Source organism: Paenibacillus sp. J31R120 (assembly GCF_056269225.1).
Genome location: NZ_JBWDNN010000001.1, coordinates 298,918 through 311,988, shown reverse-complemented (window position 1 = coordinate 311,988; position 13,071 = coordinate 298,918). Strand labels below are relative to the sequence as shown.

The following is a 13,071-nucleotide window of genomic DNA, read 5'->3' as shown; positions in this document are numbered from 1 at the left end:
GAAGATTCGCAGCTCGGTGTCCCAATCTCTCGATCTGGTTTGCGATTCATCTGTTTGAATAGAAACATTTTAAGCATCTTCATCCGCCACGCCAAGCGCTTTATTCCTTTCCTTGAACTTGGCATTATGGGAAGAAACATAGGCCATCTTCGACGCCTCTGGCTCCATATACAGCTTGGCGCTATTGACTGCCAACACTGCATCGTTAAACGCACCTGCGATTAGTTGAACTTTAGACAAATAGTTCGCTGTATCTCCTGCTACAAAAATACCGGGCAAATTGGTTGCGAGCTTCTCGTTCACATTAATCGTCCATTGATCCATATCCATACCCCAATCGACAATAGCGCCGAAGTCACCACGCAGCCCATGATTGACGATCACGGCATCTACCTCTAATTGTTCCGTTTCTTCCATTAGAACACCCTCTGCATTCACCCGGGCAATCGATACCGCTTCAATGGCGTCACCGTTAGTATTGCCATGAAGCCTAGCCACCGCAAATGGCGTACGAACGTCAACGGATGATTCCTTCATCCGCTTCACATTCTTCTCATGTCCGCCGAAGCGTTCACGGCGGTGTACGACAGTGACACTTGCGGCAATCGGCTCCAATTCGTTGGCCCAGTCGACTGCGGAGTCGCCGCCGCCGGAGATGAGCACACGCTTACCCCGGAAGCCTTCGAGCTCTTGTACGGTATAGTGCAAATTCGTCACTTCATAACGCTCGGCGCCTTCAATGTCCAGCTTCGCCATCTTCAGCACACCATACCCTAACGCCAATACAAGCGTACGTGTATGGTGCTGCTCTCCCGTTACGGCAGTCAGAAGCATGGTCCCATCTGCGAGCCGCTCCAGTCCGCTGATCTGTTGACCCAATACGATGGTTGGATCAAACGTATGCGCCTGCTGAATCATTTGCTGAATGAGCTGTTCGCAACGGATTGGTGTAATCCCGCCAACATCCCAGATCATTTTCTCCGGGTAAATCAACAGCCGTCCGCCCAGCTCTTCCTTTGCTTCGATCAGCTTGGTTTTCATATCGCGCATGCCGCTGTAAAAAGCCGCATACAACCCGGCGGGGCCTCCGCCAATAATCGTAATATCATAAAGCTCCAACGCCTGTGTCATGCCGCTACCTCCTGATGAAATGGTTGATCGTCTTCCACTAAACCAAATCAAATCGTTTTCTTCTTAAACATATACGGCAGCACCTCTAACAACCGTCCACGTGTAATCGGATCATCATAATTCCATGTAACATCCATATAATGAAGCTTTCCTTGAGTTAACTCGGCTATAGCCGCGATCTCTTGGCAGTGAGCAGCTGTTTGCAATTCTGGGCGGGAAGCCACGATGAAATTGCGATCTCCGGCATAGTATTTCATTTGATGCTGCTGAATTTCTATCCATGCTTGCCCTTGCTCGATTAGTTGCAATACTTTGGCAGAGGGACGAAAGCCAAGAGATTCATACAAGGTGGCAGCCAATCCGTTGTGGCCCATCATATAAAGTTTTCCACCTAACTTGAGATAAACAGCAGCAGTCTCCCCAGCAGCATAAACATCTGATAATTGCCTGCGCACCAGTCTTACTTTGTCCTCATATCTAGTCATCCACTTCTCAGCCGCTTTACTGCGTTCAAATAATTTAGCGATATACCTTAACCGCTCAAATAGACTAAACTTGCTGTTCAGAATAACAGTAGGAGCAATTGCATCTAATTTCTGCAAATCTTGTTCTGGATGAAAAAAGCTAAGTAATGATAACTCCGGCTGCAGTTGTGCTATTTTATCCGGATCTGCCCAGTACCCGATATTATGAATATTTCGCAGCTTATCGTGATAAATCACATTATCTTTCATGATAGAGATGGCAGCTCCTATGGGAGCTATGCCTAGAGCCAGTAATTCCCCAAGTGTAAATTTGCCATCAGTCACAATACGTGTTGCATCATTAGGAACATGAACCTTTCTGCCAAGCGAATCGATAACTGTCTTTTGCCCAGTAAGAACATGGATATTGGCATATTCACGCGGAGTGCTCCCCGTTAATTTATGAAAGCACCTGCTAAAATAGTATTCATCCCTAAACCCAACTTGCCGAGATATTGTGCTCAATGGCTCGGTGGAATGACACAGAAGTTTCTTGGCATGTTTGATACGCAAATGCGTCAAATAATCAGTTGGCTTCTGCCCGGTCAATGTTTTAAACTGTTGGCTATATTGCCATCTGACCATTCCGGCCATATTAGCCAGTTGCTCTACTGTTAATTCCTCATCAAAATGCTGTTCCATATAATGTAGAGTATGTTGAATCATTTTAATCTTATCTTCGTTCTGCACATGGGAAGCTTGCTCATCTAACTGGGCCATCCATCCTAAAATAAGTTGAAGCCTGCCTTGCATCATAATCATCTCTGATGCGGATAGAGAGGAACAAGCCCGATTCCTCATCCATGGTTCTTTCCCTAATACTTGCTTGACCCCAGAAAATAATAGATGATAAGGATAACCGCAAAGCAAGGGTGGATGAGCAACCGGATTCAAAGCCAACCCTTCTACCTCGAAGGTTTCAAAGATAAAGCGCGCAAGCTGTGCCTCCCCGTTGCTTGATTCCACAGTGCAGTGATGTACAGGTAAAACGAGAATGCAGCTCCCTTGACGAAGTTCGATGGCAACTTTGTCTATATACAGCCGTATACCGTGACTGAGTGCTATTAATAATGTGCATGAATTTGTTTCATTGTCGATTGTTCCTTCATTATCGCTGATTACTGGCGACATCTGGTCAACTTGTAGCCTGTCATAGTGTTGCAGCCTAATATACAAGGGCACTAGATTCATAAGCAACTCTCCAACTATTGAAAGTGATTATCATTATCGTTATTGTAACATATAATGACCTGCTTTTAACTACAGCTCAGCTTTACTAGTTGGAGAATCACTTTTTTAGAAAAACAAACGGTTTAAAGAACTAACTGAGCAGTTACAACTTCTTATGACCGTTGCATCCACTTTGGCAGCTCTTTATACAATTGCTCCAAAGCCAACAAGCCATCTGTATTCCATTCAGAAGAAACAATGTACACATTTCCCTTTTGGACTGCAGGCAAAGTTCCCCATAGCGGACTTTGCAGTATTCGATCAGATTCCGATTTACTTTCATCCGTATCTTGTACAAGTACAAACAAATGATCACCAGCATACTCGGGAAGCACCTCTTCTGAAACCTCAACGAAAGATACGCCTTTGTGATCAAGAATATTTTCTTGTACAGCTGGCGGGACGGCAAAGCCGTGCTCTCCATAAATAACGGCGCCAAGCGAACGATTGCCCATAACATAAAGCGTTTTACCTAACTGATAAAATACGGTAGCTGTCTCCCCTTCAGCTAATTGAAGCTTATCGAACATTTCTTTCGACTGTGCTTCAAACTTAGCAGTCAACTTAGCTGCCTCATCCTGTTGGCCAAAGATATTCCCCATCTCCTTAACACGTTCGGCATAAGGAACAGACGGGTTGAAGGGGATCGTAGGAGCGATTTTCGACAATTTCTCATTTTGCTCTGCATCCGCATTGTAATAACTATTAATGATTAGATCCGGATTCAAAGATAGAATTACCTCTGCATCGCCTGGATTACCAACATCGACTATTCCTTCAATTCTACCCTTATAATAACTTTCATCAGCATGAACAAGATTACTGCCAACGATCGGAATATTCATTACCAAGAAATCGCCAAGCGTCGGACCGATATAAACGACTCGTTTTGGATGTGCAGGTATTTCAACTTGCTCCCCTTTAATCGTTGTATATTGAACTGTTTTTTCACTTTCCTCTGCCTGCACTTCAGCTTGAGTTGGTTGCTCACTTTCCTTTCCCTGTACATCAGGCTCGTTGCCTCCAGTATTACCACATGCCGATAATATGAATAAAAGGAGCAGCATCCCTCCCCATAACATAATTCGCTTTCCATGATGTCTTTTCACGCTTGTTACCCCTTTCCTTCTCGCTTTTAATTGAAAATGATTATCATTACCTGTGTTATTATAGCTTGTGGCAAAAGGGGAAACAATGAAAAAAGCGCAATGATTTGTTTGGAAAAATGTCAATAGAGCGTGTCTATAAAATGTAAAAGAACCGTACAATAGTACGGCTCCAGACTATATAAGCATGACTCTCCGGATTAATTCAATCCTTATTCATTTAAAACAAAGCTCGTAAAACTCTTCCGAGAATCCGAACCAAATGATTCCTAAAATAATCATAAGCACTCCAATTATTTTCAATATCATTTCCAATGGTTTTAGTATTGATTTTGTTGTGAAATTTTCTTCAAATTCGTAATTAGGTTTCATCATCCTGTAACTATTAAATCTAACAAATGTATAGATCAAATCAGAGAATGAAAAAAATACTATTCCTACTATAAATACGGGTATAGATAGATAACCAAACATTTCTGGAGACCATTCTGAATCTAGACCTCCATTATAACTTCCTCTAAATCTAATAATATTACAATCTTATAATGCGTTTGTACGCCCGACTCAACAGCCCATACAATGACGGATAAACAATCGAAAACACATGCTTGGCCAACCTAATTCCCCCTGTTCGTCGGATAGGATAGAATGAATTGGTAAAAAGTTTGTCATTCTTATGAAGCCTATTGGTTGCATTTATATCAATTTTGTGGTTTTTTGTAGAATAGGGATAGAAGTTTTGGGATTAGCCTCATACGAATTACATGTTAGTCCGGCCATAGACATTGATTGTCAATGGTCGGATTGAAACAGACTTGGATATATAAAACTTAATAAATTTTACTCTGTTTTTCTTAAGTCTGTACTTACTAACCTCTTTACTACTATTGTAGATCATGATCAAATAACTAATGTAAATTCCTTCAATAATTTTATCCAACAGACCATACTTAAGTTCATTTTTCATTAGAGACTTTGAAAAATCATCAATCGACAAATGTGATTTTGCAATATTGAAAATATCCTCAAACTATTTGCCCTACTTGCTTTAAATCAGAGCTACTAGAATCTAATTCAATTACTATCCTTTTCAAGAACTGGGTTATACGGGTAACCTATCTAAAAATCAGTCTCTAATTGAATGCACCGAATAAAAAATAGTGATGTCAACCTACATAGATATGAGTATAAAACATAGTCTATTTAGTCATCTTTGAATCACTTTCATTAATACAATCGATCCTATCTACTTTATAAAATGGATGACCGACTAGGCAAGGATACTCTTTAGAACTCTTTTTTCTGAAATAGCATCCAGAAACAGAAGATCACCGCCCATTATTTCTCGGTCATGTTCTACACTTCCAATTAGAAGCCATTAAACTTGTTCTAAATTAGACTCTCCAGGTTTTTAATAGGAATACTTCATATCTAAGCATTTCATTAACTCCTAAAATAAAAAGCATCTCTAAAAAGCGCTAGGATTCTTTAGAGGTGCTTCCTCAAAAAAATTAAGTTAACCAGATTATAAAGGCTTCTTAGATATTCCGGACTATCAGGAAGTTGTTTATAAGATAAACGGGTGGATCCAGCAATAGAAAATCTAATGTAACTCGCGCTTACACCTTTCATTTAAAAATATTGTGGTGCAGTGCCAGGATCCTGGAAACTCGATATATCCTTTCTTAGCATTGAGGTGAATTCGCTGTTCAATATGAACTGATGAATCCGCCTCTTTATCGTTAGCATTTGTTCAAAAAATATTCCAAATTTTCTAGTTCTAAGGTTGATATTTTCCGACTTTCTAATACTTTAATAGTATCACACGCTGTTTTTAGACAGGATATGCTATTCTAAAGTAGTGAAAAGCATCCGGTTCTTTTTTTTTTTGAATAAAAACGAACATATGTTTTTATTTTTAATGCAATTGGGTACAGATCCCAAATTATGCACACCATTTTAGGGGGTTTTCCGACAATGATTGCAGACTTTCAGAATAACGAAGTTAGCACAAAAGTCCCGTTTATACATTCACCTGCAGCACAAGAAGAACTACCGAAAAGTGATCATCAAGATTTGTCTACTATCGATGAAGAAGAGTCACATCGCCAATTCATATTCAGAATCAGATTCATCAAATACTTAACTTCAGCTATGCGTTTTAGTCAAATTGATTTTGATAAGCGGAGACAAAAGAGAATTACAAAAACACCTTTGGTATTTGATACACCACTAGGCGAGAGTAAGGATATTAAGTATGGTGAACTCATTCAATTGGAACATACCCAAAATGATCAGGAAATGTTCGTCCTTAGTACGGAACAATTTTTAGCACAGATCAGCGACGAACGAGTACACCATGCAATTACACAATTAACATCCAAACAGAAAGAGATTATCACACTGTCATACGGCTGTGACGAATATGATGTCGAAATCGCAAAGAGGTTAGGTGTTTCCCCGCAAGCCGTGTGCAAATCAAGAAAATCTGCTATCGATAAGTTAAGAAAAATCGTGACCACTGCCTACTCTAAGTAGGGATTACAGATTCATCGTTGTATGGGAAGGAGGTGAGGCGTATGAATGAAGACATTTGGGTTAATCTGATCACAGGTTTAGGCAATCAAAGCTTTGCTATCGTGATAGCATCATACCTGTTGATTCGGTTCGAAAAGAAAATTGAGTCACTTAATCTTTCTATCATTAATCTTGTCCAAGTCATTAAAGATAAGGAAAGTGGTGATCTGAAACGAAACGTTTGAATTTATATCACTTAGTGGAACGAGCACAACAAGGAGATGTTGAAGCGTTAGATGTGATTGTGAAGCAATTTTCGCCCCTAGTCTATAAAACTTCCATGAACACCCACCCCCAAGAGCGAGAAGATTTACAACAACATCTATTCGAACGTCTCATTAGAATTGTGTTGTCGTATGATCTGAAATCTACACCTACTACTAGCGAATTCAAACTAAAATGACATCTCAAAAGGCCCTCAATTTATAAAGTGAAAGAGATGGCTTTTGTATTTCCGTACTAGCCAAACATATGCACATCATTGAATGTAACTTTAGTTGATTGAACAGAACAAGAAAAATATTTTAAAAAAGTTTCTCGATAGGTTGATTCTAGAAGGCTTAAAAATACTTTATAGATATGACGCAGAAATCTTAACTACGTCACTCGATAGAGAGTAGTAATCATCACCCCGTTCGAAGTGAGGGATACACTTCGCTAAGGGTTATATCCCAAAGATCCAATACCTCCATCGACCTAACCAGAAAGGAACGATACCCATGACAACAGCTAAAGTGGTAAAAACAACGCAAAATGGTAAAGAAGTAAGGTACATTATCGCAGATTTGGATTGCGTTAAAGTCGAAGCGATCCCTGGATCTGTAGGAACATCAACAAAGTTCGGAATAAACGGGACGTTTTTCAAAGGTAACGGTGATCTAATGGGGGTTGCTCTTAACAGGACAGGCACAACAGCTGCTCCAGTGAAGACTGGTGGTAACAAAACTGCTTATGCAGATAATGGTGAACTTAAAGATACTAAACGAGGCGTTCTGTATCATTTTAATCCTTCGCATCCTATAACTTCGCTAGAAATTGACAATAAAGTTGTAGACTATTGGAACGACTTTATCGGGGCAACATCTTCTAATGTGAAATGGGCGATTGGCGGTATCAGTTTACACTTAGATCAGTCATACACTACTGACACTACCTACTATGCCGCTATCAAAGATTCGCCGGAATATGGTAGAAATCTTGGTCATAATCTCCCGAATGGCCGTTCAGCCATCGGTTTTGCCATTATCGGCGGCCAAAGAAAGATCATCCTTGCCACTTTCCAAAATGCTAATTACTGGGAAGTAAGACAGTTCTTGAAAGGGCTTGGTTGCACAAAAGGCGTTCACTTGGATGGTAGTGGATCTTCGCAACTCCGTTATAAACGTGTTATCAATCCTGTAGGTTCGTCTGTAACTGAGGTTTGGGAGCCGAAACCAGATGCGCCCAGCGGTAATCGACCTGTATTCAGTATGGTGACTGTCAATCCAACAACATGGGAAATTGCGACCGGTTTTTAATTAGAAAACGGACTGACACAGTTTATGTGTCAGTCCGTTTTATTGTGGTTCTTAAAGTGGATTTCATTATCACCAGTCAGCTGTTGTGAAATACCTCCATTTATTATCTTCGAATTTAAAAATAAATAATTGTTTCCTTTCGTCCAAACCTTGAAACTCATAAATGTTAAAAACGTAATCCAACTCAACAGCCTTGAAATTTTCAGCTTCATCAAAAGAATCGTATTTATTTGGATCATAGTTAAAATTCAAACTCTTAATGCTAGTAAAGTACCCATTGAGTTTTCCCTCGGACTGATTGTTTTTTGTTACTTGTAAATTATAAGCTTCGCGATCTTGTTCGAATGCTGCTTTCATTATTTTATTAAGCGTCTGCACGATACCCAGTTCATCACCGTCATACAAACTCTCATCAATAGGTTCCGCAGGAGGTGGATCTGGAGCCACGGTTTCAGTTGGCTTTGCAGTACTGTCTACAGCAATTTCAGTTGGTTTCGGAGAATTTTCTAAAACAGTTTCGATGGGTTTCTCGGTAGCACTAATTTCTTTCATTTCGGAATCTGAAACACTGTTTTCTTTCGAACAGCCAATTAAAAGCATGGTGAGCATGAATACATAAAATATTTTTTTCATCGTCGATACTCTCCTTTAATTGAGAATGATATTTCCAAATGATTAGACGCAACCTGCAATTGTAAAGTTGCTGCAAATAAACAAAAATCAGGAAAACTAAAAGGGCGTGCGTAAGTAGTATTATTGTATTACCAATTACCAATCGCTTTTTAAACAGTAGGTATTTTAAGTCTTTATACTTAAAAACTTATACATAGGTTACTAGTGTTTTTTTGGTAGAACCTACTTTATATTTTTCCTGAATTATATGAATTAACACTCAGATATCCAAAAAATTCATTAAATAGGTAAATGTTATTCCTGGCTTAATAGTTATTATTTTGATAAGTCTGTTACTATGGGTTATCGATTAGTTAGAGCGATCAACGGCATATCAAATAGCCCTTTCTTTTTACGAGGAGGAGTTAAGGGGTTATAACTATAAGAAAGTGAAGTCTAGGCAACTACAGGAGATACTTCTCCACAAGTTTCTTCTGAGAACAACTCCCAAATAAAAAAACCGCACGAGAGTACGGTTCTGAAGCTTTTAAGCATGGCGCGCCCGTTACAATTCGAACGTACGACATGCAGTTTAAAAATCATCTCACAAATATACCATAATCCTTTTAACTTACTCCGAAATATCTACTTCCGCAAATAACTAATCGCCACCGTCTTAGGCCCAGTATGCGAACCAATCGTACATCCGCCCTCGATCATAATGATCTCTTTAACAGACGTATGCTCTAGCAAGTAGTTACGCATATAGTCCGCCGCCTTCTCAGCCACAGTCTGAGCGATGATGACGACATTTTGATCAATAGAGTCAATATTATCTACAATATTTTGCATAACGCCCTCAAGCGCCTTTTGTGTCTTGCCACGGTATTTCTTAGTAGATAGGATAAGGCCTTGCTTGATACCAAGCACAGGACGAATATTCAATAAGCTGCCGATCATGTTCTGAATGCTGGATACGCGGCCGCCCTTGTGCAAGTAATCCAGGCGGTCAATCAGGATGTCGATCTCGACGCGGTCTCGGTGCGACTCAAGATGTGCGACCACCGTATCCATATCCTTCCCCTGCTCCAGCAGCCGTGCGGCCATAATGACGAGCATGGCGGTGCTTGCCGATAAGTGGATGGAATCGACGAGCGTGATCCGTCCCTCGGGGAAATCATTCATGGCAATTCTGGCATTCTGGTATGTGGAAGACACTTTGGCAGACATGCTGATAAACAAAACCGAATCTCCAGCGTCAATTGCGTCTTGAAATGCTTGCGTGAAATCATCCGGCGAAGGCGCTGCTGTACGAGGCAATACCCCGTTCTCCTCCACGCGCCGGTAGATCTCCTCAGTCGTAATATCAATTCCGTCCCGGAAGACTTCCTCGTTGAAAATAATATATAAAGGCACGATCGTAATGTTATATCTCTCTATCCATTCTTGCGGCAAATCCGACACGCTGTCTGCGAATAATCTAATGTTGTTCAGGCCTGCTTCCTCCATTCGATAGTCTGTCTATCACTATATATAGTATAAACGATTTAACTTTAATGTCAGCGTTTTCTTTTCAGGGTAATGTGTCCATTCCGCGAAAAAAAAAAGCCCCTACCGCCAAGCGGTACAGACTTTCCCTCCATTACTTTCCTAAAATAGATACTCCAGCAGCGGCCCATAGATGCCATGCAGGAACACGAAGATAAGTGCCCCCACCCCAGCTCCGATAAATGCACCGTTTAACCGGATACGCTGCAAGTCCGTTTCGACCTTGCTTTCGATAAATTCTACCAGCCGCTCCTCGGTGAAGCCCTCCAGCGTCTTGCGCGCAATACGCCCGATCAAGGCATGCTCCTGCTCCATGATGCCGTTGATGAATTGCTTCAAGTAACGATCGAGCTGAGCCTTGGTCTCCTCATCCGCCTTGAACGCTTCCCAATACGCGCCGATCAACTCCGACAGCCAGTTCTTCACATCGTCGACATGAAGCTGGCGCTCTTCTGCTGCCAAATACTTCAGCTCGCTGCCTGCAAGCAGCATGCCTCTCATGCTGTCCAGCAGCGCATGGATGGAAGGCTGGAGCGACAGCTCATCCAGCAGCTCAAGCTTCCACTTCTCGATGGTCGCAGCCATGTCCTCGCTCGTCTCCAGCTTCTCCGCCAGCTCCATCAGCCGGACCTCTACTAGCACACGAAGCTCATGCTTCGGATCCCTCAAATCATTCATAAACGATTGCAGATCATTGTACAGCGTATTCGCAGCATCATCCAGATTCAACGCATCCGCTGCCTCGGCGAAATCAACCAGCTTGCGCTTCAGCCACTTGGTGAAGGAGCCTCCTTCGGAGACGAAGTTGTCCTTCTCCTTCGTCAGCATGGCGCGAATCGCTTGCTTCGTATCCTCGCTAGCGACCCGCTTCGCCGCATACTCGACGACCTGGCCCATCCACTTCTGAAAATCGCTGTTCACCAGCAGCCAGCGAAGCCCTCTCCCACCGTAACGGGACAGATCCATCCCTCGAAGCGAGCCCCGAACATATCCGTCCAGCTTGCCAGCCAGCTTCTCCGTATCCGTTCCCTTCACCCAGGAGAGCAGCAGCTCCCAGCCTTTCTCGGCAATACCCATGCCGCCGCTGCCCTTGCGGTCCAGCCAGCCGATGATGGCATCCACTATGCTGTAAGCCATCAGTTTATCCTTGATCATGCTTTTGCTGAGCAGCTGCTCCTCTACCATAGCGGCGACACCTTCGACCAGCTTCGTCCGATTGCGCGGAATGATCGCCGTATGCGGAACCCAGCGCATGCCAAGCGGATGCCGGAACAAGACCGTCACAGCGAACAGATCGGCCAGCGCCCCTACCAAGCCCGCTTCCGCGGAATACAACAACAGCTTGGACCACCATCTGCCAGGATACCAATACGTCAAGGCAGCCGCACCGATGAATAATAGAGCCAGCAGCAGCAAGCTAAGATTGGCTTTTCTTCTCATCGTCATGTTATCGCCCCCCTATCCAGAACGTGAGCAGATAGAGAACGAGGCCGACCAGCCCGCCTACAACCATCCCGTTAAGCCGAATGTATTGCAGGTCCTTGCCTGCCTTTTCTTTGATTAATTCAATAAGCTCTGCCTCTGAAAAAGAATTCAGCTTCTCTCTCACCAAACGTCCGATAAGCGCATGCTTGTTCTCAATCCAGCCGAGCAACAACGACTTAACGCCAGTGTCGAGCGCTGCCTGAAGATCCTCACGCGTCCTTAATTGCTCTAGCCCTCTGTCAATTTCCTGGCGCAGCCAGCCTAGCGGGGATGACTGCGGGGCTCCCTCTTCTTGAGCGGCTGCCATAAGAGCTGCCCGCGCCTTCTCGATACGGGCCTTCAGCAACTCCTCCAGCGGGACATTCTCCTGAATCTTGGCCAAAATAGTCAGCTTCCCAGCCTCAATACTCTGGCGAAGCGATTCATCCTCCCGCAGCCTGCGTACAAACTCGGCAAGAAACAGCTTAAAGCTCTGACGCTGCGGATGATCCTCCGCAGCGAACTGCTCGATGAAGGTGGCCAGCCAGTCCTGAACCTTCACGCTAATTGCCGGCGCATTCAAGCCCGCTGTGAAGTCGACCAGTCTGCGGCGCAGCTTCTCCCCTTCATAGGATCGGATCGCCGAATCAGCGAACTGCTCGACAAGCGCCCGGAATGGCTCCGACTTCACTAACTGCACGAGCGGCTGAACGACAAAATTGATAATTTTATCATCATAGCCGTTGCGAATGGTCCATTCTCCTACATCTGCGAGCACATCGGACACCTGTAAGGAGCCAGCATGATCGTAGGCGAATCGTTCGATGCCTCCGGCCAGCCCGCCCGGCTCCACCTTCTCCAGCAGATCGCCTGCCAGCTTGCCTGCGAATTGCTGCACCTCTTCGCTTCCGCCACTCTCGGACAAATAGCGGACCAGCACCTTGCCCAGATCATGTTCTTCGAGCGTGGCTTTGATCGATGCAACCGTCAGCAGCTCCTTCTCCACCATGTCGACAAGCTCGCCAATCAGCCGCTCTTTATTACGGGAAATAATATGAGTGCCCATCCATTTCGGCCATTTGATCCGCAGAGGATCACCGAATAATGCGCTAATTGCAAAAGAATCCGCCAGTCCACCAATTGTCCCGGCGCTGAATATGGCGAATAACAGCCCTCCCGCAAACGTGTGCTGGAAGGGGAACGCCGCCAGGATACCTACCCCCGATAAGATCAAGATGGCGTTGGCTTGTTTTTTCACGCTCCAATTGTTCATCTCGTTGCCCCATTTCGCTTGCTAGAATACGGTAATGATAGTTTAACCTTTTTTGGATCGCCCATCCACTCGTCTCTAGTCGCGTTCAT

General features: G+C 43.4%; 11 protein-coding genes. 4 read left to right on the top strand and 7 right to left on the bottom strand.

What is annotated here, in order from left to right:
- Positions 1–69 precede the first annotated feature (69 nt).
- From AC0YNW_RS01380 to AC0YNW_RS01370, 3 genes are all read right to left on the bottom strand, one after another.
- On the bottom strand, positions 70–1,131 hold the full coding sequence (locus AC0YNW_RS01380) for an NAD(P)/FAD-dependent oxidoreductase (protein ID WP_475830463.1): 1,062 nt from the start codon (positions 1,129–1,131) through the stop codon (positions 70–72).
- Positions 1,132–1,178: 47 nt separating this feature from the next.
- Complete coding sequence (locus AC0YNW_RS01375) at positions 1,179–2,846, bottom strand: AraC family transcriptional regulator (RefSeq protein ID WP_475830462.1); 1,668 nt, start codon at positions 2,844–2,846, stop codon at positions 1,179–1,181.
- 152 nt (positions 2,847–2,998) lie between these two features.
- Positions 2,999–3,967, bottom strand: coding sequence for an ABC transporter substrate-binding protein (locus AC0YNW_RS01370; RefSeq protein WP_475831246.1), 969 nt, complete (start codon positions 3,965–3,967; stop codon positions 2,999–3,001).
- A 2,001-nt stretch (positions 3,968–5,968) separates the two neighbouring features.
- Between AC0YNW_RS01370 and AC0YNW_RS01365 the strand changes: the two genes are divergently transcribed.
- From AC0YNW_RS01365 to AC0YNW_RS01350, 4 genes are all read left to right on the top strand, one after another.
- Complete coding sequence (locus AC0YNW_RS01365) at positions 5,969–6,529, top strand: sigma-70 family RNA polymerase sigma factor (RefSeq protein ID WP_475830461.1); 561 nt, start codon at positions 5,969–5,971, stop codon at positions 6,527–6,529.
- Positions 6,530–6,570: 41 nt separating this feature from the next.
- Positions 6,571–6,753: a YvrJ family protein gene (locus AC0YNW_RS01360; RefSeq protein ID WP_475830460.1), complete on the top strand. Its 183-nt coding sequence runs from the start codon at positions 6,571–6,573 to the stop codon at positions 6,751–6,753.
- Between the two features lie 14 nt (positions 6,754–6,767).
- On the top strand, positions 6,768–6,971 hold the full coding sequence (locus AC0YNW_RS01355) for a helix-turn-helix domain-containing protein (RefSeq protein WP_475830459.1): 204 nt from the start codon (positions 6,768–6,770) through the stop codon (positions 6,969–6,971).
- A 316-nt stretch (positions 6,972–7,287) separates the two neighbouring features.
- The gene (locus tag AC0YNW_RS01350; protein ID WP_475830458.1) at positions 7,288–8,085 is read left to right on the top strand and encodes a phosphodiester glycosidase family protein; all 798 of its coding nucleotides are present in this window, start codon (positions 7,288–7,290) and stop codon (positions 8,083–8,085) included.
- 69 nt (positions 8,086–8,154) lie between these two features.
- Here the strand turns inward: AC0YNW_RS01350 and AC0YNW_RS01345 are convergent, their stop codons facing one another.
- The 4 genes from AC0YNW_RS01345 to AC0YNW_RS01330 all read right to left on the bottom strand — a co-directional run bounded on the left by AC0YNW_RS01345 (position 8,155) and on the right by AC0YNW_RS01330 (position 12,982).
- The gene (locus tag AC0YNW_RS01345; protein WP_475830456.1) at positions 8,155–8,718 is read right to left on the bottom strand and encodes a hypothetical protein; all 564 of its coding nucleotides are present in this window, start codon (positions 8,716–8,718) and stop codon (positions 8,155–8,157) included.
- Between the two features lie 624 nt (positions 8,719–9,342).
- A complete protein-coding gene (locus AC0YNW_RS01340; protein ID WP_475830455.1) occupies positions 9,343–10,206 on the bottom strand; it encodes a DegV family protein in 864 nt (287 codons plus the stop codon).
- A gap of 141 nt (positions 10,207–10,347) precedes the next feature.
- Entirely contained in the window at positions 10,348–11,691 is a 1,344-nt protein-coding gene (locus AC0YNW_RS01335; protein ID WP_475830454.1) for a DUF445 domain-containing protein, read from the bottom strand.
- A 1-nt stretch (position 11,692) separates the two neighbouring features.
- The gene (locus AC0YNW_RS01330) at positions 11,693–12,982 is read right to left on the bottom strand and encodes a DUF445 family protein (RefSeq protein ID WP_475830453.1); all 1,290 of its coding nucleotides are present in this window, start codon (positions 12,980–12,982) and stop codon (positions 11,693–11,695) included.
- Between the last annotated feature and the right edge of the window lie 89 nt (positions 12,983–13,071).

What these genes read in the sequence shown, in the direction of transcription:
- AC0YNW_RS01380 (WP_475830463.1), bottom strand. Translation starts at nt 1,131, where the DNA reads ATGACACAGGCGTTGGAGCTTTATGATATTACGATTATTGGCGGAGGC.
- AC0YNW_RS01375 (WP_475830462.1), bottom strand. Translation starts at nt 2,846, where the DNA reads ATGAATCTAGTGCCCTTGTATATTAGGCTGCAACACTATGACAGGCTA.
- AC0YNW_RS01370 (WP_475831246.1), bottom strand. Translation starts at nt 3,967, where the DNA reads ATGTTATGGGGAGGGATGCTGCTCCTTTTATTCATATTATCGGCATGT.
- AC0YNW_RS01365 (WP_475830461.1), top strand. Translation starts at nt 5,969, where the DNA reads ATGATTGCAGACTTTCAGAATAACGAAGTTAGCACAAAAGTCCCGTTT.
- AC0YNW_RS01360 (WP_475830460.1), top strand. Translation starts at nt 6,571, where the DNA reads ATGAATGAAGACATTTGGGTTAATCTGATCACAGGTTTAGGCAATCAA.
- AC0YNW_RS01350 (WP_475830458.1), top strand. Translation starts at nt 7,288, where the DNA reads ATGACAACAGCTAAAGTGGTAAAAACAACGCAAAATGGTAAAGAAGTA.
- AC0YNW_RS01345 (WP_475830456.1), bottom strand. Translation starts at nt 8,718, where the DNA reads ATGAAAAAAATATTTTATGTATTCATGCTCACCATGCTTTTAATTGGC.
- AC0YNW_RS01340 (WP_475830455.1), bottom strand. Translation starts at nt 10,206, where the DNA reads ATGGAGGAAGCAGGCCTGAACAACATTAGATTATTCGCAGACAGCGTG.
- AC0YNW_RS01335 (WP_475830454.1), bottom strand. Translation starts at nt 11,691, where the DNA reads ATGACGATGAGAAGAAAAGCCAATCTTAGCTTGCTGCTGCTGGCTCTA.
- AC0YNW_RS01330 (WP_475830453.1), bottom strand. Translation starts at nt 12,982, where the DNA reads ATGAACAATTGGAGCGTGAAAAAACAAGCCAACGCCATCTTGATCTTA.